This window comes from Psychromonas sp. KJ10-10 (assembly GCF_047323245.1).
GTDB lineage: Bacteria > Pseudomonadota > Gammaproteobacteria > Enterobacterales > Psychromonadaceae > Psychromonas.
Genome location: NZ_CP178826.1, coordinates 2,461,919 through 2,480,966 on the forward strand (window position 1 = coordinate 2,461,919; position 19,048 = coordinate 2,480,966).

Annotated in this window: 20 protein-coding genes and 2 pseudogenes; 4 read left to right on the forward strand and 18 right to left on the reverse strand. The window is 36.1% G+C overall.

Annotated features, from left to right (window positions below; all coding sequences use genetic code 11):
- Positions 1–10 precede the first annotated feature (10 nt).
- The 4 genes and pseudogenes from ACLKMH_RS14225 to ACLKMH_RS14240 all read right to left on the reverse strand — a co-directional run bounded on the left by ACLKMH_RS14225 (position 11) and on the right by ACLKMH_RS14240 (position 4,891).
- Positions 11–424, reverse strand: coding sequence for a CsiV family protein (locus ACLKMH_RS14225; RefSeq protein ID WP_413698753.1), 414 nt, complete (start codon positions 422–424; stop codon positions 11–13).
- A gap of 37 nt (positions 425–461) precedes the next feature.
- Positions 462–812, reverse strand: a complete 351-nt coding sequence (locus ACLKMH_RS14230; protein WP_413698754.1) for a CsiV family protein — start codon at positions 810–812, stop codon at positions 462–464.
- A 4-nt stretch (positions 813–816) separates the two neighbouring features.
- Positions 817–4,300: pseudogene (gene mfd / locus ACLKMH_RS14235) on the reverse strand (transcription-repair coupling factor).
- A gap of 207 nt (positions 4,301–4,507) precedes the next feature.
- Positions 4,508–4,891, reverse strand: a complete 384-nt coding sequence (locus tag ACLKMH_RS14240) for a hypothetical protein (protein WP_413698755.1) — start codon at positions 4,889–4,891, stop codon at positions 4,508–4,510.
- A 251-nt stretch (positions 4,892–5,142) separates the two neighbouring features.
- Here ACLKMH_RS14240 and ACLKMH_RS14245 point away from each other — a divergent pair, with 251 nt between their 5' ends.
- The 4 genes from ACLKMH_RS14245 to lolE are packed head-to-tail and all read left to right on the forward strand — an operon-like array spanning position 5,143 to position 8,317.
- Positions 5,143–5,994: an ABC transporter permease gene (locus ACLKMH_RS14245; RefSeq protein ID WP_413698756.1), complete on the forward strand. Its 852-nt coding sequence runs from the start codon at positions 5,143–5,145 to the stop codon at positions 5,992–5,994.
- Positions 5,948–6,370 carry an FtsX-like permease family protein gene (locus ACLKMH_RS14250; protein WP_413698757.1) on the forward strand — a complete coding sequence of 141 codons (423 nt, stop codon included), beginning with the start codon at positions 5,948–5,950 and terminating at the stop codon, positions 6,368–6,370. The genes ACLKMH_RS14245 and ACLKMH_RS14250 overlap by 47 nt, the downstream gene beginning before the upstream one ends.
- A 1-nt stretch (position 6,371) precedes the next feature.
- A complete protein-coding gene (gene lolD, locus ACLKMH_RS14255; RefSeq protein WP_413698758.1) occupies positions 6,372–7,073 on the forward strand; it encodes a lipoprotein-releasing ABC transporter ATP-binding protein LolD in 702 nt (233 codons plus the stop codon).
- Positions 7,073–8,317: a lipoprotein-releasing ABC transporter permease subunit LolE gene (gene lolE / locus ACLKMH_RS14260; RefSeq protein WP_413698759.1), complete on the forward strand. Its 1,245-nt coding sequence runs from the start codon at positions 7,073–7,075 to the stop codon at positions 8,315–8,317. Before lolD ends, lolE begins: the two co-directional genes overlap by 1 nt.
- A 3-nt stretch (positions 8,318–8,320) precedes the next feature.
- On the opposite strand, the gene ACLKMH_RS14265 is transcribed toward lolE, so the two are convergent.
- From ACLKMH_RS14265 to ACLKMH_RS14330, 14 genes and pseudogenes are all read right to left on the reverse strand, one after another.
- Positions 8,321–8,737: a GDSL-type esterase/lipase family protein gene (locus ACLKMH_RS14265; protein ID WP_413698760.1), complete on the reverse strand. Its 417-nt coding sequence runs from the start codon at positions 8,735–8,737 to the stop codon at positions 8,321–8,323.
- A gap of 20 nt (positions 8,738–8,757) precedes the next feature.
- Positions 8,758–8,922, reverse strand: coding sequence for a hypothetical protein (locus ACLKMH_RS14270; protein WP_413698761.1), 165 nt, complete (start codon positions 8,920–8,922; stop codon positions 8,758–8,760).
- 81 nt (positions 8,923–9,003) lie between these two features.
- Positions 9,004–9,663 carry a Bax inhibitor-1/YccA family protein gene (locus ACLKMH_RS14275; protein ID WP_413698762.1) on the reverse strand — a complete coding sequence of 220 codons (660 nt, stop codon included), beginning with the start codon at positions 9,661–9,663 and terminating at the stop codon, positions 9,004–9,006.
- A 170-nt stretch (positions 9,664–9,833) separates the two neighbouring features.
- A pseudogene (gene tpiA / locus ACLKMH_RS14280) lies at positions 9,834–10,587 on the reverse strand (triose-phosphate isomerase).
- Positions 10,588–10,724: 137 nt separating this feature from the next.
- On the reverse strand, positions 10,725–11,654 hold the full coding sequence (gene ttcA, locus ACLKMH_RS14285; RefSeq protein WP_413698763.1) for a tRNA 2-thiocytidine(32) synthetase TtcA: 930 nt from the start codon (positions 11,652–11,654) through the stop codon (positions 10,725–10,727).
- 110 nt (positions 11,655–11,764) lie between these two features.
- Entirely contained in the window at positions 11,765–12,142 is a 378-nt protein-coding gene (locus ACLKMH_RS14290) for an EAL domain-containing protein (protein WP_413698764.1), read from the reverse strand.
- The gene (locus ACLKMH_RS14295) at positions 12,120–13,211 is read right to left on the reverse strand and encodes a diguanylate cyclase domain-containing protein (RefSeq protein ID WP_413698765.1); all 1,092 of its coding nucleotides are present in this window, start codon (positions 13,209–13,211) and stop codon (positions 12,120–12,122) included. The genes ACLKMH_RS14290 and ACLKMH_RS14295 overlap by 23 nt, the downstream gene beginning before the upstream one ends.
- On the reverse strand, positions 13,177–13,611 hold the full coding sequence (locus ACLKMH_RS14300; protein WP_413698766.1) for a hypothetical protein: 435 nt from the start codon (positions 13,609–13,611) through the stop codon (positions 13,177–13,179). Before ACLKMH_RS14300 ends, ACLKMH_RS14295 begins: the two co-directional genes overlap by 35 nt.
- Positions 13,612–13,961: 350 nt before the next feature.
- Complete coding sequence (locus tag ACLKMH_RS14305) at positions 13,962–14,564, reverse strand: ATP-binding cassette domain-containing protein (protein ID WP_413698767.1); 603 nt, start codon at positions 14,562–14,564, stop codon at positions 13,962–13,964.
- A gap of 1 nt (position 14,565) precedes the next feature.
- Positions 14,566–15,564 (reverse strand): oligopeptide/dipeptide ABC transporter ATP-binding protein, encoded by a 999-nt coding sequence (locus ACLKMH_RS14310; RefSeq protein ID WP_413698768.1) that lies wholly within the window; start codon positions 15,562–15,564, stop codon positions 14,566–14,568.
- Positions 15,564–16,274 (reverse strand): ABC transporter permease subunit, encoded by a 711-nt coding sequence (locus tag ACLKMH_RS14315; RefSeq protein WP_413698769.1) that lies wholly within the window; start codon positions 16,272–16,274, stop codon positions 15,564–15,566. The genes ACLKMH_RS14310 and ACLKMH_RS14315 overlap by 1 nt, the downstream gene beginning before the upstream one ends.
- A gap of 1 nt (position 16,275) precedes the next feature.
- Positions 16,276–16,455, reverse strand: coding sequence for a hypothetical protein (locus ACLKMH_RS14320; RefSeq protein ID WP_413698770.1), 180 nt, complete (start codon positions 16,453–16,455; stop codon positions 16,276–16,278).
- Positions 16,442–17,266: an ABC transporter permease subunit gene (locus ACLKMH_RS14325; protein WP_413698771.1), complete on the reverse strand. Its 825-nt coding sequence runs from the start codon at positions 17,264–17,266 to the stop codon at positions 16,442–16,444. The genes ACLKMH_RS14320 and ACLKMH_RS14325 overlap by 14 nt, the downstream gene beginning before the upstream one ends.
- A 139-nt stretch (positions 17,267–17,405) precedes the next feature.
- Positions 17,406–19,025: an ABC transporter substrate-binding protein gene (locus tag ACLKMH_RS14330; protein WP_413698772.1), complete on the reverse strand. Its 1,620-nt coding sequence runs from the start codon at positions 19,023–19,025 to the stop codon at positions 17,406–17,408.
- Positions 19,026–19,048: the final 23 nt, after the last annotated feature.

The window sequence follows — 19,048 nt, forward strand, 5'->3', positions numbered from 1 at the left end:
TAACAGTTGGTTATGGGATTTTTCGAATTTGTATAATAATACCCATTAGCGGGTGATCTAAATAATGAATTTCTTCACTACGTAAACGACGATTTTGATCAAAAAGAATTTCTTTTAATACTCTTTGTTTAATGATCGCTGGTGGCGTGTCATTAAGTGGTAAATTAGTTGGGCTTGCAATTTGTACACCATTTTCATCATTAATGACTTCAACTGCTTGCGGAGGTTGTACTATTTCCTGTGTCATTTCTTTACGAATAATTAACTGACTATCTACATATAAAAAATGATTTAGATAGATTTTAAAATTTCCATCAATTGCCCATTTATCGGCACCTGTGCCAAGCTCTTGAGATGGATATTTAAAAGCAAAGTTTTCACCTGCAAATAAATGTAAAGGTTTAGATAGCTGAGGTCCGAGCACTGGCATACGCCAAGCCATATGTAAAACAGGTTTAAAGCTAGCATGACCGGATAATCGTTGGCGCTGGTTCTGTTAATTGTAAACCAGCACTGCCTAGAAATTTAAAACCATTCGCCTGTGAATCAAATGTTGCGCCTGAAATCACTGATGGATTTTGTTCAGACAGACATACTTGTTGATTACAGGTGTTGGATTTATTTTTCTTTAAAATGCTAATACTATTTTGAGTATTTACACTTGCCTGCTCAGAGGAAAGTAGTTCCTTCATTTCCTGTAAATTAGCATTACGTTCAAAGACTAATAATTCAACCTCAAACCAACGCGTTTCAGCTTGTACTGATAAGCTGGCAACACTTAAAATAAGCGCTGTTAATATTCTGTAATTCAATGTCTTATCCTTTTATTAAATTATCTTTAAAACGATTTAGTAATTGTATTATCCAATTGATCCGCGTTGCTATATCTTCTAAATCGAGATTAAACTTGAGTTTAGTTGGCCCCTCTAGTTTAAAGGTATTTCCCTGTTTTTGCAGTAAAGAAACGAGGAACATAGGATCAACTGGCGTATTATCAGTAAATTGTATATTGCCACCATTAGCATGTGCCTCAAGTCGTTTGATACCAAGTGGAGTACAACGTTGTTTTATTTCAGTTAATTGAATAAGATTTTTAACCGCTAAAGGCAATAAACCAAATCTATCTATCATTTCAACTTATAGCTCTTTTAAAGCATGTGTGTCTTTACTGTTTGCAATTCGTTTATATAAAGACAGTCGCAGGTTAACATCATGGATAAAATCACTTGGAATTAATGCTGGTACACGAAGCTCAACATCGGCTTGGCTAGCAAGTAAATGTTCAAGGCTTGGCTCTTGACCACTTTGTAATGCTGTCACAGCCTGATTAAGCATTTCCATATAAAGATTGTAACCAATACTCGTTATTTGACCTGATTGATCGTCTCCTAATAATTCACCTGCACCACGAATTTCCAAATCGTGTGTTGCCAAAGTAAAACCTGCACCTAAGGTATCTAAAGATTCAATTGCCTGTAAACGTTTTTGAGCATCCTTGGTCATCAGCTTTTTCGGTGGTGTTAATAAATAAGCGTAGGCCTGATGATGCGAGCGGCCGACACGTCCTCGTAATTGATGCAATTGTGCCAAACCAAGGTGGTCTGCGCGATTAATAATAATAGTATTTGCACTTGGTATATCGATACCGGTTTCAATAATCGTCGTACAGACAAGCACGTTTTGACGTTGATGATAAAAATCACTCATTACTTTTTCAAGTTGATGTTCATTCATTTGACCGTGGGCAACAGATATCTTTGCCTGAGGTAAGAGAGTTTGAATATCTTGTGCGACTTTTGCAATGGTTTGTACGTTGTTATGTAAAAAATAGACCTGTCCACCACGCATAATTTCACGGGTGATAGCATCGCTAACAACTTGATCTGTTTTTTGTTGAACAAAGGTTTTAACTGCTAAACGTTTTGCTGGTGGCGTGGTGATAATAGAAAGGTCACGCATACCATTCATCGACATATTTAAAGTACGTGGAATAGGTGTTGCTGTGAGTGTTAAAATATCAATTTGTGCGCGTAAGGCTTTAATTTTCTCTTTTTGACGCACACCAAAGCGATGCTCTTCATCAATGATCAATAATCCTAAGTCAGAAAACTTCAAAGAAGTGCTGAGTAACTTATGTGTTCCTATGATGATATCAACCTTGCCCGCTTCAGTATCCGCCAGAATTTGTTTTTGTTCCTTAGGTGTTTTAAAACGGGACAGTACTTCAATACGCACAGGCCAATTAGCAAACCTGTCTTTAAAATTATCAAGATGTTGCTGTGCAAGCAGGGTGGTTGGTACAAGTAATGCTACTTGTCGCGTATTGTCGGTGGCTAAAAAGGCGACACGCATTGCTACTTCAGTTTTACCAAAACCTACGTCACCACAAACTAAGCGATCCATTGGTTGAGTTGAGCACATATCACTGATCACCGCATTAATTGATACGGCCTGATCGTGTGTTTCTTCAAAGGGGAAGTCGTTTTTAAACAAAGCATAGTTATCTTTGTTTAGTTTATAACTATGGCCAACTTTGGTGCGCACGTTGTGCATAAACTTCTAATAGTTCAGCCGCCACATCACGTACTTTTTCAATGCGCGCGTTTTTTAGCTTTTTGCCAGCTTTCTGTACCTAACTTATTGATAGGGGCATTTTCAACATCGTGTCCGCTATAACGACTGATCAAGTGCAACGCACTCACAGGCACATACAGTTTATCGCCTCGTAAATATTCTAAGGTAACAAATTCAGTGATGTTGCCTGCGGTTTCTATCGTTTGTAAACCTAAGTAACGTCCGACACCGTGATCAATATGAACAACTGGTTGGCCAACTTTTAATTCAGCTAAATTGGCAACTAGATTATCACTGCTGTAATTTTCATCTGTACTGTCACTGCGTCGACGGCTTTGTGTTACTTTAAAACCAAGCAACTCATTTTCAGTAATAAAGGCAAACTGGCTTTCGGTTATTACAAAGCTATTCTCCACCTGACTGATGGTAATACCGACTTTAGCCTTAGCTTTTTGAAAATCCTCTATATTATTAAATTCTGGCAAGGATACTTTTAGAGGCGCCATTAAATCGATTAAAGACTCTTTACGTCCCGCTGATTGCACACTAAATAAAATTTTGCCGGGAAAGCTTTTAATAAAGGTATCTATACCTGCTAGGGGTTGTTTCTTTTTATGTTCTACTTGAATGCTATTGATCGGTTTAATGTCAAAATTAACTTGCCCTAACTTTTCACTTGTCAGTGGCGTATTTTGCAAGTAAAAACGTGGCCATTGATTGATTTTTTCAAAACACTGTTCGTGGCGAAGATATAACTCATTAGGTGTTAAAAGTGGTCTCAGCAAGTCTACACTGCGATCTTGGTAACGATGTTCTAATGATTGCCAAAAGTCGATGGTGGCTTGATTAATATCGCCAACAATTGCTAGATGCGCGTTTTTTGGGAAGTAATCAAATAAAGTTGATGTTTCCTCAAAAAATAATGGGAAATAATACTCGATACCTGCAGGTAAATTATGTTGTGTTATTTCACTAAAAATGGAATCTTTACTGGTTGATAATGCTGAAGTGAATTTGGTTGCAAATTTACTTTTAAAAAGATTAATGGATTCACTGTCCGTTGCAAACTCATGTGCGGGTAATAGTTTGATTTCATCAATAGCTTTTAAAGAACGTTGACTTTCACTATCAAAGGGACGAATAGAATCAATTTCATTGTCAAAGAAGTCTAATCTAAAGGGTTTATCGCTACCCATTGGGAAAATATCAAGAATAGATCCTCTTGCACAGAATTCACCATGTTCCATGACTTGGTCAACGGCGTAATAACCCGCTTCTTCTAAATTGGCTCGAATGGTTTGTAACTCAATAACCTGACCACTTTTTATAATTAAAGTATGTTGTTGTAAAAAGCTTTTAGGTGCTAGTCGTAATAAAACAGTATTAATCGGAACAATTAAAATACCTTTTTTGATTGAAGGTAATTTAAATAAAGTTTCAATACGTGTTGAGATAATATCTTGATGTGGTGAAAAATGATCGTAGGGTAATGTTTCCCAATCGGGGAAATTAATTATCTCAATATTATCATCAACAAAATAACTTAGTTCTTGATGCAGTTTAAGGGCGCTAGGTGTATCACTAGTAATAAGAATAAGTGGCGCATCTTGTTGTTTGGCACATTCGCTAATGGTCAATGCAAGACTACTACCTTGCAAGTTGGCTAAAACAATTCTGTCGTTATTTTTTTAAGGGCAGGAATAGTTAAGAGATGAGCATTTTTCATTTTATTATCTTATTCTTTTTTTGAGTCTGTAATGATTAAAGCGAATTACGTTTTTGTGCACGTAATTTAAGTTGCTTAGATTGAATATGCAAAGTGGTGCGGATTAACAACTCTCTATCTTCTTCACGTATCTGTTGATAGCTTAATTCCACAACCTCATTTTCAATGGCCGTTACTGTAGCATAACAATAGACAGTCGCGGATTCATCAGGAATAAAAATCTTTAAGCGTACATTTTGCTGTAAAAAAAGGCGCTTGTTTGTGTTCAAATAAACAATTTCCTGCGCTAAAGGCCGTTGTTTTAAAATGAAACGCCTTATCATCCTGTTGACTGAGCACATAAGTTAATAAGGTATTAATTTTTAAATTTTGTGCCTGTAAATAGCCCCATAGTGCCTGGGTAGTTTCATTATTGAGTTTAAGTGGTTGCAAGCTGTGAGAATCAATATTTGCGAGATCACTGGCCATACGAAAAGGGGCAGGAATTTCAGCTTCAAAACTAGCATCGTCGGGGATTTTCTCATTGTCATCGAGTGCTTCAACATTGATACTTAATTGGTGTTCGACGATAAAGTATTGATCGCTTGTCATTGTGTTTCCTAATTTCTAAGTTCGAAAATAAAGTAACTACCTTGATAATGTTTAAACACAACTACTCAATTTAGAAAAGTGAAATAGGTGATAAACATGCAATGATAACTTACTTTATGGGTCAATTATTATATCGAGGTTGGTAACCAGTATAAAGATACATTAGAATGCAGATTAATAAAAATATAAGTCTCTCAGTTGTTGAAATTTTAGCTTTTACATTGAGATTATTTAATAAAAACAGGGCCTTTATGTTCTATCCGCTGAGTCTTTTTATCGGGTTACGTTATACAAAATCGAAACGTAATAATAAATTTATTTCCTTTGTTTCTCTTTTTTCAACAGGTGGGATCACCTTAGGTGTATTAGCATTGATCACGGTTTTATCTGTGATGAATGGCTTTGAGGCGGAATTAAAAACACGTATTTTAGGGGCAATCCCACAGGCAGTGTTAACTAACAATAATCAAACCTTAAATGATTGGGAAAATAAAATTCCGCCTCTGTTGCAAATTGAAAGTGTTAAAAGTGTCGAGCCTATAATCAATAGTGAGGCGATAATACAAAGTACAGAGCAACTTCAAGGCATTACCTTTGAGGGAATATATCCAGAATATTATGCTAGCGAAGTAGTCTCTGAAAGTATTTATGCAGGTAAATTAGAAAATTTAACCTCTCGCTCTTACCATATTATTATTGGTCGTTCCTTAGCTCGCACTTTAAATGTACAAATGGGTGATAAGGTGCGCATTATCTCCGCGCGTGGCACGCGTTTTACACCATTAGGTCAATTACCGAGTCAGCGAAATTTCACTATTGCTGGATTTTTTGATGTTGGTTCAGATGTCGATAAATATCTTGTTTTGATGCATGCACAGGATCTTGCAAGATTAATTCGTATTGAAGAAAATCAAATAACCGGTTTACGTTTCGCCTTTGATGATCCCTTTGATGTATTAACCTGGACGCCACCTGATTTAGCAACAGATGAAACTATCAGTGATTGGCGGAGTACGCATGGAGAACTATTCACTGACCGTAAAAATGGAAAAAAATATGATTTGGTTATTGTTGTGTTTAATCATAGCGGTAGTAGCCTTTAATATTTTGTCTTCCTCAGTGATGGTGGTTAGTGATAAAAGTGCTGAGGTTGCCATTTTAAAAACCCTTGGGATTACAGGTACAAATCTGAATCTTATTTTTATTATACAAGGCGCCTGGAGTGGCATTATCGGTGCCTTAATTGGTACTGGAGCTGGCTTATTGTTGAGTACTTATATTAATGAAGTAATGTCTTTTCTAGGATTACATTTATTAGCAAATGCATCGGGTGGAACGCGATTATTGCCGGTTCTGCATCAACCTTCACAAATATTTATTATCATGTTTGGTGCTATGTTGTTAAGTCTCGTCGCCACTCTCTATCCTGCCTATCGTGCAGGTAAAGTTAGCCCAGTTGAAGCCTTAAGGTATGAATAATATGTTGCAACAAGAAACAAAGAACACATTACTATTAACCTGTTCTGATTTAGGAAAAACCTATCAAGACGGTAAATTAACTAATACGGTATTAGAAAAGGTTAATTTGGCGGTACAAGAAGGCGAGCTGTTAGCCATTGTGGGTAGTTCGGGCTCAGGTAAAAGTACACTTTTACATTTATTGGGCGCTTTAGATAAACCTTCATTAGGAAGCGTAAATTATCAAGGTCAGGATATTCACAAACTGAGTGATAAAAAACAGGCTAAATGGCGCAATCAACACCTTGGGTTTGTTTATCAATTTCATCATTTATTATCTGAGTTTAGTGCCTTAGAAAACGTTGCAATGCCATTATTAATTGCAGGTATGAATATTAAACAGGCCACTGAAAAAGCCACTAAAATGTTACAAAGAGTGGGTTTAGAAAATCGTATCACACATCGCCCTTCAGAACTTTCAGGAGGTGAGCGTCAACGTGTTGCCATCGCTCGCGCTTTAATTAATGAGCCAAAATTAGTACTTGCCGATGAACCGACCGGGAATCTTGACGCCAACAGTGCAGAAAGTATCTATCAACTGATTAAAACATTAAACAGTGAATTAGATACGGCTTTTGTGGTGGTCACCCATGATCAGAATTTAGCAAACAAATTGGATCGTCAAATGTTGATGGTCAGTGGTATTTTAAAGGGGCAAGATTAATGTTTCGGCCTTTATCTTTATTTATCGGATTACGATATAGCCGTGCCAAGCATAAAAATAGTTTTGTCTCATTTATTTCAATGGCATCTATTTTAGGTATTTCACTGGGTGTGATGGTATTAATTGTTGGTCTTTCTGCAATGAATGGTTTTGAAAAAGCATTAAGGGACCAATTATTGACTGTTATTCCACATGCTGAAGTGGAAATGGTTAATGGCACATTTGCAGATATCAATACCAGTATAAAGCGTGTTGAAGCAACGGAACATGTGTTAGGTGCAACGCCTTATATTAGTTTAAGTGGCTTATTGCAGAAAGATACCAAAATGAAAGCCCTTCAGATAAGAGCGATTAATCCAGATACAGAAAGCAATGTGACTGAGATTGAACAATATATACAGCAGGGCAGTTGGCAGTTATTACAATCGGGCCAGCAACAGATTATTTTAGGTAAGCATGTTGCTGACACTTTAGGTTTAACTATAGGTCAGTCATTAAAATTACTTTTACCCGATGCCCAAAGTGGTAATAAATTAAAAGCGCCTAAAGTGGTACCATTAACACTGGTAGGTATTTTTGAAATGGGTGGCCAAGTAGATAGCACCTTAGGTTTTATGCATATTAACGATGCGCAAATTATGCTGGATTTAAATAGTGCCAACGCAATCGCCTTTAAAGTTGATAATATTTTAGAAGCGCAAAACATAGCCCGTGCGGTTGGTCATAGTGTTGCTGAATATCTTTATATAAAGAGTTGGATCACCAGCCAAGGATATCTTTATCAAGATATTCAGATGGTTAAATCGCTTATGTATGTCATTTTATTATTAGTTGTTGCTGTTGCTTGTTTTAATATCGTTTCTACTTTAGTAATGGCTGTAAATGAAAAGCGTGGCGATATCGCGATATTAAAAACCATGGGAACATCGCAATGGAGCTTACGTGCTATTTTTATTGTGCAGGGCGCTTTTAATGGTTTAGTGGGGAGTTTAATCGGTGCACTAGCAGGCTGTTATATAGCATTAAATCTAACCTCATTAGTAACAATGTTTGAAAAAATTATTGGACACAAAATTCTTTCTGGCGATATTTATTTCATCGATTTTTTACCCTCACAGTTAGATTACCAACAAGCTATGGTTATTACTTTGTTAGCTTTTGTTATGAGCGTACTTGCCACACTATATCCAGCCTGGAGTGCAAGTAATATTCAACCTGCACGAGAGTTAGGCTATTCTCACTAAATTTTATAAAGCACCAAGTGATATCAAATCTTGGTGTATCTTTTCAGCCATTTTTTGATAACCCATTGCATTGGGGTGAATGATATCGCTATGCAATGCAGGTTGACCGAGAATATCTGTGATAAGGTCGTTGTCTAAGGGCACTTTCATCTTTTCCGCTACCTGTTGATATTGTTCAAGCGGTTTGAGAAAAATCGTCGCATTAGGCACGGCAATTAATAACACTTCAATATCGCGTTGCTGAGCAAGTTTAATCATTGTCTCAAGGTTAGATGCCATCACATCTAAACTACGTTTATTTAGCATATCGTTAGCGCCGTGACACAGTAGCAACAAACTTGGCTGATGTAAGTCTAGAAGCTTCTCTAAGCGATTTAGACCTTCAGCACTAAGTTCGCCGTTAATACCTTCGTTAATCACCTCTAGACCACTTAATTGGCTTAATACTGCGGGGTAGCTTTGATTTTTGAAGCGCCATAACCAAAGGTAAGGCTATCACCAAAAGCAAGAATAGTGTCAGTTTGATCAAGTTTGGATAACATGGGTTTCTCGGAGCAGGCAATCAGTGTTAGTAACAAAGGAAGTATTAGCAGTATTCTTTTCATATTTTACCCAAAACCAAAAATAGCCAGAAATAAAAAAGCGCACTCAAGGTGCGCTAAAATTAGTATTTATTGGATGATTAATTAATCATCCATAATACCAAGTAGAGATAGTAGGTGAACAAAGATGTTAAATAGGTTTAAGTATAAAGAAACCGTTGCACGAATGTAGTTTGTTTCGCCACCGTTGATAATACGGCTAGTATCAAACAGGATGAAACCTGACATGATCATTACCACAACACTGCTGATAACAACTTGCATTAATGCAATTTGTAGGAAGATGTTTGCAATCATCGCAACGATAACAACAATCATACCTGTCATTAAAAAACCACCCATGAAAGAGAAGTCTTTCTTAGATGATAGTGCGTAAGCAGATAAAGCAAAAAAGATAAGTGCCGTTGTACCTAGCGCTTGCATAATTAATGATGCGCCATTTTCCATTGCGAGATAATGGTTGAGCATATTACCTAAAGAAGCACCCATCACACCTGTAAACATAAACACCCAAAAAAGGCCTTTACCAGTATCGGCTGTTTTTGAAACAACAAACAACAAACCAAACCCAACTAACATTAACACCAATGAAGCCATTCCTCCGATGTTCACCATAGTTGCAATAGTTGCTGTGAGTGCAGAGAATGCGAGTGTCATACCTAATAAAATATAAGTATTTTTAAGCACTTTGTTAATTGAAACAGATGAGGTACCTGTTTGCGTTTGAATAAATGGTGAGTTCATTGTATCTCCTAATTAGTTGTGACCTTCAATGACATAATACGCCATTTGATTGGAAAGACAATTGTTTATTTGATTGAAATCAAAGCTTCATAGCAAATTTAAAATTTATTAACCCCATAAAAAAAGGTGCTAAAAAGCACCTTTTATCATTTCAAGTAAATTAGAAAGGCTTATTTAGCGCCGTTGATTATTCCAACAAATTCTTCAACGATAAGTGCGGCACCACCTACTAAACCACCGTCGATATCTGGTTGTGCAAATAGTTCTTTAGCAGAAGCCGCTTTAACACTACCGCCGTATAGAATCTGTACTTTCTCAGCAACCACTTCGCTTTGCGCTTTAAGCCAGTTACGGATATGAGCATGAACTTCCTGAGCTTGCTCAGAAGTTGCAACTTTACCAGTACCGATAGCCCAAACTGGTTCGTATGCGATTACACAGTTTTCAAGTGCATCAATACCCGCTAAATCAATAACTGCTTTAATTTGTGTTTCAACAACTTGAGTCGTTACGTTAGTTTCACGTTCTTCTAAAGTTTCACCGATACATAGAACAGGAATTAAGCCGTGCTCTTGGATAGCAACGAATTTAGTCGCAACAACTGCATCCGTTTCGTTATGGTATTGACGACGCTCAGAGTGACCTACTAAGCTGTATTTAGCACCAAATTCTTTTACCATTACTGGTGAAGTTTCACCTGTAAATGCACCTGAAACGTTTGTGCTAACGTCTTGAGCACCGAACTCAATGCTGTTATCAGCTGTTAGGTTTGCAACTTGCTCAATGAAGATTGCTGGCGGACAAACAGCTACTTCTACATTAGTAGCTGAATCAATTGCTTGCAACTAAACCTTCAACAAGTGCAGAAACAGACTCTTTAGTTCCGTTTAATTTCCAGTTACCCATTACTAGTGGTGTTCTCATGGTTTTTCTCCAGTTTTATTTTAAGATTAATGTTTTAATGTGTGAATTATAAATAACTATAGTGTGAAAACTATCACCTTTATTACAATTACTTCCTTGCATTGCAGTAAACAATAAAAGAATGATTTAAAACAACTCTACAATAATTCTTTAATTATCAGATTTTCATGTTGCTGATAATATTGTTCATCAATCGAGCGCTCAATTTCTGGTTGATGATTTACTTGCTCTTTATCGAAAGCAATATCACCACCATTAATGATGCCTGAATGTTGATCAATTGACTTAAAATCAAACAATGACGTGTCGGCTAAGTGCGATGGCACGACATTTTGCATTGCAGTAAACATTGATTCTAACCTTCCTGGAAATTGATCATCCCAACTATTTAACAGATCCTTTGTTATTTGACGTTGTAAATTTGGCTGACTGCCACATAAATTACAAGGTATGATAGGGTAATTTTTTAAGCTTGCATATTGTTCTATTTCTTTTTCTTTACAATAAGCTAACGGACGAATGACAACATGCTCACCATTGTCTGAAACTAATTTAGCAGGCATTGATTTTAACTTTCCACCAAAGAACATATTTAGCATCATAGTGGCCAACATATCATCACGATGATGACCTAACGCTATTTTTGTTGCACCTAGTTCTTTTGCTGTACGATATAAGATACCGCGACGTAAACGAGAGCAAAGGCTACAAGTTGTTTTACCCTCTGGTATCTTATCCTGCACAATACTATAGGTGTCTTCTTCGATTATCTTATATTCAATATTAAGTTGTTCGAGATAGGCGGGCAAAATATGTTCGGGAAAGCCGGGTTGTTTTTGGTCTAGGTTAATTGCAACGATATCAAAGTTGATTGGTGTCAGCGCACGTAACTCAATTAAAATATCTAACATGGTAAAACTATCTTTACCGCCAGATAGACATACCATGACACGATCTCCCTCCTCGATCATATTATAATCTGCAATAGCTTGGCCGGTTAAACGGCGTAGATTTTTGTTAAGCTTTTTGAGGGTAAATTGCTGTTTTGCAGAAAAGGAGTCTGACATGCGTAAACCTGTTAAAAATAAAAAACGCATTGTACAAAATGTTATTGTCAGATGCAAAAAGCCCGTCATAAAACAGGGCTCTAAATAGGTTTTTTTATAGCAAAATCAATTTATAGTGGGCTAGGGCGTGCAATTAAGAAGCCTTGAACACCATCAATATACATATTTTCTAGTATTTGCTTTTGTTCTAAATGTTCAACACCTTCAGCAATCACGCGACAATCCATGCGATGAGCAACATCAATAATCATACGAACAAACTGTTGGTTTGCACTATCTCGCTCAATATTGCCCATTAAGCTTGCGTCTATTTTCACAAAGTCTGGTTTAAGCTCTTTAAACAACCTAAATGAACCAATACCTTTACCAAAGTTACAAATAGCAGAGCGAGAACCAGTTCGTTTCAACATATCAAAGACTCGTTTACTTGCAACTAGATTGCTGTCTAAGACTACTTCCTGCATTTCAAAAATTAAAGAGGTCTGCAATGTTTGATTCTCTTAATAAAAGACGCTCTAGCCAAACAATAAAGCTACTGTTTTGAATGGTCGCACTGGTAATGTTAACTCCCCAACGATTTGTTCCATCGGTTTTATGACGGCACTGACTGACAACCGTTTCAAGAATAAGTTGTTCTAGTTTAACGCTTAAATCCACACGCTGAGCCATTGCAAATACAGTGTCAGTTGGGATCATACTATTGTTTTGACCAATGAAACGAGTAAAGATTTCTTGATAACCTTTCATATTTCGATGAATGGCTTGAATTGGTTGATGTAATAACATTAATGCACGTTTTGCTATTATCTCTTCAATAATACTACGCCAATGTTGCTGGCCTAGTTTGCTTTCTTCATGATCACTTTGTTCAAAGGACCAATTATTAACACCTTCAGTTTGTGCTTTAGCAAGTGCCATATCTGTACGAGCTAAAACCTGTTCAGGAAGCTGACCTGAAATAATTGAAGACATACCGTTATATGCAGTACTTTCTAATTTATTGAGTACTTGGTATTGGTCAAACTGCACTTTTAACTTTTTGGCCATTGATTGCGCATCGCTAACTGTCATGTCACGAGCAATCAACGCAAAATCTGAACCGCTGATACGGAATAGGGAGGTTTCAGGATGATGTTGAGTCACTTTAGTAATGATGTTAGCAATGCTGACAATATATTCATCACCATGTTGGAATCCACGTTGTGAATTGATTGTATTTAGCTCACTAGCGCGAATAATCGATAAAATAGCATGTTGCTGTTCATCTTCGTTACTTAAAATATCTGTTAACTCTTTACGGAAAGCATGGCGATTATTTAGCCCCGTTAAATTATCCATATTGACTTGATGGGCGAGTTGTAAAATTTGTTTCTCTTGATTTTGTAAAGCACGATGAAAAACTCGTTTTTGTTCAAGTAACTGCTCAGAAACCTTAATAAATGGACTTGTTCCTTTATTCTCATCTGCAATTTCATTAATCAAAGTCGCTTCAACTTTTTTGAATGAACGGTAATACATGACATTAAAGAAAGCGCCTACTAATATAAGTGCAGACATAGAAAATAAATAATATTTTTTTAATTACGTCTAATAAACCAGTGTTTTTAGCTATATATTCAATATGTAATGAACGGTTATCAGAGATGAAAGTCGTTTTAGGGATTTCGCTAAGATATTTATCAATAACATTTAGCTGATGGTTTTCATAAACAAGAGGGTAATCAACACCGGTTTGATTAATTTTGATGTAATTGAATAAATCTTGTTCAACAATACTCTGCGACATTGCATTGTCAGCAACCGTGTCTTCAAGAGACGCATTAACCATTTGGGCAGTCATTTCTTGATGTTGAATAAGCAGTGGATTAATGACTGTTTTACATGCCATGGTAACTAAAGCGACAAAGAGCAAAACGATAAGATTACTTATCCATAGACTTTTCTTATATTCATTCATACAAAACCCACTCCATGGTTCATTTTTTTATGGATGCCATGATTTTAAAATGACTTTATTATTGTTAATAGATTGATTAATGACAACAATCTGCTGTTTCGATGACTATACTACAGATGCCTTGTAACAAGCAAAAAATATAATATATAAATATAAAAAGTGATAATTATGCATTTATTTTCTATAGTCAGGTTGATGACTTAATAATAAATGTTTTGTTTTTTGAGATTTTGGAAAATTATAAACGTTTTCAGTTGTATCATTTTCTACAATTTTTCCATTATGCATTACGATGATGTGATCACTAATATGTCTAACAAGGTTCATATTGTGCGCAACAAAAATATAACTCACGCCTTTTTTTCTTGTATCTTCAAAAGTAAATTAACTATTTTAAAACGTAAAGAAATATCTAAGCCAGCCAGTATTTCATCTGCAATTATGATATCTGGCTCAAGAACCATAGCTCTAGCCAGTGCAACTTGGTGTTGTTGAATGCTAGAAAGCATGTTGGGATAGAATGCTAAATAATCAGGTAAAAGGCCAACTAAGTTAAGCGTTTTCTTGATTCGTTCATCACATTGCTCTGCATTTAGATTACTATTTAATAATAAGGGTGCAAGTAAAATTCGTCCTATGGTTGCTTTAGGGTTGAGTGAATTACTTGGTGCATGAAATAACATACGAATCGATTTGCAACGCTCCTGGGTAGTAAGCTCAGTTAATTCCTTACCATTTAAATAAATATTACCAGTGGTTTGTTCACGAAGACCGGCAATAGTCTGTACTAAGGTACTTTTCCCTGAGCCACTTTCACCTATGATGGACAGTGTTTTACCGGCCTGTAATGAAAAATTAATGTTTTTATAGGCACTTTCTAAGCTCGATGAAAATAAACTATTGCTTCGGCGATAGTTTTTGCAAAGATTATTAATGGTTAACAGTGATTGCATATTATTTTTCTTCTAGAGTTGGAAAATGGCAACGAATAATATGGCCTTTATAATTTACTGCCTCTGGATTAGTCACGCAGGTACGTTGCGCTTTAGGGCAACGAGGGCCAAGACGACAACCAATTGGCAATTGATTCGCGGGAGGAAGACCACCAGGTAAGGTATATAACTGACTTTTATGTGCCACATTTTCATCAAACTTCAAAATAGTTTTGATCATCGCTTGAGTATAAGGGTGCATCGGACTATTGGTGATTTGCTTATAGGTACCAGATTCAACGGTTTGGCCACAGTAAATCAAAGAGATGTGATCCGATAAGTTACTGACAATGCCGAGATTATTACTGAGTAATAAAATGGTCATATTATGCAGTTGATTTAACTTAAACAATAATCGAAATATCTGTGATTGGGTGACCGCTTCCATTGATGTTGTTGGTTCATCTGCAATCAATAAGCGCGGGTTATTAGCAATAGCCATGGCGATCATGACTTTTTGGCAGATACCTTCAGATAATTGATGAGGATAACTATTTACCACTGCATTATCATTTTGAATGCCTACTTTATGCAAAAGCTCTTTAATTGTTTTGCGATGTGGCGAACGCAGAGATACATTTTTAAACCAGGGTTTAGAAGACTCTACAGCAGGGAGTACTTCACGCATTTGTTCAAATATTTTCTTGCTGGGATCAAGATAAGAACGTGGATTTTGAAAAATAATGGCAATATCTTTGCCCATTATTTTACGACGTTCCCTTATTGAAAGTTTATTTAAATCAATATTTCCGAGAAACATTCGATCTGCTGTTACAATCCAATTCTCGTTATGGAGGCCTAAAATTGCTTTCGCAATCAGGCTTTTACCTGATCCGGATTCACCGATTAAACAATGAATTGAACCATGTAATATATTTAGAGAAGCCTTATCGATAACTCGCACTTTCCCCTGTGCGGTAAGTATATCAATACTTAAGTTACGGACATCAAGTAGTGCCATTAAGCTTCTCCTTCAATAACAGCATGACGTATGCCTTCTGAAAAAATATTAAAAGCAATAATAATTAAAAAGATCGCAATACCAGGAATTAGCACTAAATAGGGCGACAAATAAATAAACTCGATACTTTTTGCTATTAAAGATCCTAATTCTACTTCTTCAGAGTTTGCACCAAATCCAAGAAAACCTAAGGTTGTTATTTCTAAAATCGCCATGGTAAACACTCTATTTACCAAAGTTGTGATTGGCTCAATCATATTAGGAAAAAGACCATAACGTAATAATCTATGATTTGTTGCACCATCAAGGCGAAGAGCGATGATATGTTGTTTAGTTAATTCATTTTCAATAGCGAAATAAATACCACGAATGAATTGCGGTAATAAAGACAAAGAAACTGCAATCAAACTGTTTTCGTAACTCATGCCAAATAATACAATAAATATAATTGCGGTTAATAAGGTTGGAATAGCTAATAGAGCATCTAAGAGATGGTGCATCACACTTGCTTTAACGCCTTTAGTTAATACCGCTGTTGAGCCGATTATCAAGCCTAGAATTGAAACAGCAAAGGTGATTAGCAATGCGCCATTCAAAGTAAACTGAATACCTTTAAGCATACGAGAAAAAGTATCTCGGCCTAAATCATCAGTACCTAATAAAAAGGCTTGATGTCCACCATCTGCCCAATAGGGAGGCAATAAAAGCATATCAGGGTGCTTGCATAGTTGCTGGATAAGGCATAATATAATCTGCAAAAATAGCCGTCAGAATCAGAAAAATAACTGCCCACATAGCAATGACTGCAATATTTTTGTTCTTAAAAATCGTCCAAATATACTGTAATGGCGACTGAATTTTTTGTTCATTAAACTCATTATTGATCAGCATATAAAGTTTTCCGTTTTGTGGGAGAAATAGTCACTAATAACAAATCGATAAGAATACTTGAAATGAGAATGAAACCTGAAATGATCAATAGGGCAGATGAAAGTGCAAGGTAATCACCCTGCTGAATACTAACAAATAACCATAATCCTGCGCCTTGGTAGGAAAATACAATCTCCACCGCCATAGCAAAAGAAATAATAGTACTGATTTGCACCCTTAATTGATGAATAATCGGAGGTAAGGCGTTTCTTAAAACATGGCGATAAACAATTTGTCTGCGACTTAAACCTTTTGCATGGGTCGCTTTAATATAATTACTCTTCATTACCATAGTGATAGCATGGCGAGTTAAACGAATAATTTCAGAGGTTAAAAAGATAGCCAACACAGATGAAGGCAAAATAAGGTGCGCAATATAGTTATAAAAAGCGTCTAACCCATAGGTATCCTCGGCTAATAGACTATCGATAAATAAAAAACCTGTCATTGCAGGTACTTCATAAATCGGACTGATATTACCATCTATCGGCATATTCCAGCCGACCGCATTGGGTAAGATAGTGAAAATGATAGAAACCCAAAACACCGGCAAGGCTAAACCAATTAGCGCAATGCTCATGATGGAATAATCTATTTTCCCTGTATGGAATAACCCCGCAATAATACCTAAAGGTACACCAAAGGTGCTAGCAATAAAAAAAGCAAAAATACATAGCTCAAGGGTAGAGGCAAACGCTGACAATCCTGTTGTGATAATGGGTTTTTGGTCAATAATAGACAGGCCAAAGTCACCTTGAATAATTGCTGACAAATAGTTTTTGTAAAGGATATATACATTGTCACTAGCAAAACTATGTACCGTTAAATGATCTATGGTAAACGCAATCAAAGAAAGTATAAACGCAGTGATACAAAGTAAGTATATGCGCCGAATAAGAAAATTAAGCATATTATTTAAGCTCTAGCATTTTTAAAGGGGCAACTTTATTCACTTGATGCAAACTAATGCCGGTCAGTGTATCTACTTGAATATTTGTTATGTTTTTATTGTACACATCAAAACGCAACAGATGAGCGATTGGTAAATATATACGTTGTGATTGCACTAATTCCTGTAATTGGTAATAGTTTTTAACGCGTTGAATAAAACTACTTTTAACCAATGTTGAATCTAATAAAGCTTGCGTATCAGGATCACACCACCGACTGGTATTACCCTCTATTTGATTCACTTTACAACTTAGCAATGGCCGGAAAATGTTATCAGGATCATTGATGTTAGGGCTTTTACCCGTTAGAAATATATCATAATCACCAGAGGCTAAAGCTGAGTCTAGTTCAGTTTGACGTAATAAAACGATTTCACTCTTAACGCCGATATTTGCCCAGTTTGCTTGAATTAGTTCCGCTGTTTTATAAAAATTTGGATTATAAATAGATTTTTTAATTGGAGCCAAAATACGCAAGGTTTGTTCAAAGTTAAAATCATTTTCCTGTAATTTTTTCAAGCTTTGTTCAGGTGAAAATTGATGCTTCAAGGTTCGTGGGTTAAAGGCCCACGAGTGTGCGGGTAATAAATTATCTGTTGAAACGGCGTTATTAAAAAATACAGCTTGAATGACAGTGTTTAAATCAATGGCATTACTCAAAGCATGGCGATTAATAACATCATTAAAGGGGCTACTTTTACTATTAAAAGCAATAAGAGCAACATTTCCTGTGGGTCTAATACTCAGAGATACATTTGGATTTTGACTTATTTGATCAACTTGACTTGGTGCTGGATTGGCAATCACATCACACTCACCAGATAAAAGTTTAGCGTATCGTTTTGTGCTATTAGCAGTTATATCAAAAATTAAATTATCTATGTGAGCAGGGGATTGCCATGGATTTTTATGTTTTTGAAAGCGAATAATATTGTTTTGATAATTTTTAAATTGATAAGGGCCAGTGCCAATCGGGAAAAAATCAATTTTTTCAGGGTGACCTGCCTGTAATAATTCATCAGCATATTCAAGCGAAAGAATAACCGAATAATGTGCGGCTAAATTAGCTAATAAGGTGGCATCAGATTTAGTTAAAATAATACGTACTGTATGATCGTCGATTTTAATAATATCTTTGATAATATTCGTTAGAGGGTGGTTGAAAAAATAGTTTTCAGATTCACTATTAATGTCATGAAAAGGGTTTTCTGTTGACAATAAACGTTTCAAACTAAAAATGACATCATCTGCATTAAGGTGACGTGATGCTTGAAAATAATCAGTTTGGTGAAAGGTCACCTGTTCATTTAAATAAAACGTATATTCAGTTTTATCCTGGTTCGATTGCCAACCTTTTGCAATATCGGCAACAAAGCGACGACTCACCGGGTCAATTCTAATTAAATTATTATATAGTTGATGCGTTGTTGCATCCAAACTCGCGGTGTCATGGCTAACTTGTGGGTTAAAGGAAGTTGGGGCTTTATCGGCACAATATAGCAAGCTATCGGTTATTGTTGATTCTGTTTGATAACAACCCGTTAAAAAACTTAAGCTGGCACAAATAAATAAAAATCGCATTATCAAATCATAAGTCCGTTTGT

What these genes read in the sequence shown, in the direction of transcription:
- ACLKMH_RS14240 (WP_413698755.1), bottom strand. Translation starts at nt 4,891, where the DNA reads ATGACAAGCGATCAATACTTTATCGTCGAACACCAATTAAGTATCAAT.
- ACLKMH_RS14245 (WP_413698756.1), top strand. Translation starts at nt 5,143, where the DNA reads ATGTTCTATCCGCTGAGTCTTTTTATCGGGTTACGTTATACAAAATCG.
- ACLKMH_RS14250 (WP_413698757.1), top strand. Translation starts at nt 5,948, where the DNA reads ATGATTTGGTTATTGTTGTGTTTAATCATAGCGGTAGTAGCCTTTAAT.
- lolD (WP_413698758.1), top strand. Translation starts at nt 6,372, where the DNA reads ATGTTGCAACAAGAAACAAAGAACACATTACTATTAACCTGTTCTGAT.
- lolE (WP_413698759.1), top strand. Translation starts at nt 7,073, where the DNA reads ATGTTTCGGCCTTTATCTTTATTTATCGGATTACGATATAGCCGTGCC.
- ACLKMH_RS14270 (WP_413698761.1), bottom strand. Translation starts at nt 8,922, where the DNA reads ATGAAAAGAATACTGCTAATACTTCCTTTGTTACTAACACTGATTGCC.
- ACLKMH_RS14275 (WP_413698762.1), bottom strand. Translation starts at nt 9,663, where the DNA reads ATGAACTCACCATTTATTCAAACGCAAACAGGTACCTCATCTGTTTCA.
- ttcA (WP_413698763.1), bottom strand. Translation starts at nt 11,654, where the DNA reads ATGTCAGACTCCTTTTCTGCAAAACAGCAATTTACCCTCAAAAAGCTT.
- ACLKMH_RS14295 (WP_413698765.1), bottom strand. Translation starts at nt 13,211, where the DNA reads ATGTCTGCACTTATATTAGTAGGCGCTTTCTTTAATGTCATGTATTAC.
- ACLKMH_RS14300 (WP_413698766.1), bottom strand. Translation starts at nt 13,611, where the DNA reads ATGAATGAATATAAGAAAAGTCTATGGATAAGTAATCTTATCGTTTTG.
- ACLKMH_RS14305 (WP_413698767.1), bottom strand. Translation starts at nt 14,564, where the DNA reads ATGCAATCACTGTTAACCATTAATAATCTTTGCAAAAACTATCGCCGA.
- ACLKMH_RS14310 (WP_413698768.1), bottom strand. Translation starts at nt 15,564, where the DNA reads ATGGCACTACTTGATGTCCGTAACTTAAGTATTGATATACTTACCGCA.
- ACLKMH_RS14315 (WP_413698769.1), bottom strand. Translation starts at nt 16,274, where the DNA reads ATGCTTTTATTGCCTCCCTATTGGGCAGATGGTGGACATCAAGCCTTT.
- ACLKMH_RS14320 (WP_413698770.1), bottom strand. Translation starts at nt 16,455, where the DNA reads ATGCTGATCAATAATGAGTTTAATGAACAAAAAATTCAGTCGCCATTA.
- ACLKMH_RS14330 (WP_413698772.1), bottom strand. Translation starts at nt 19,025, where the DNA reads ATGCGATTTTTATTTATTTGTGCCAGCTTAAGTTTTTTAACGGGTTGT.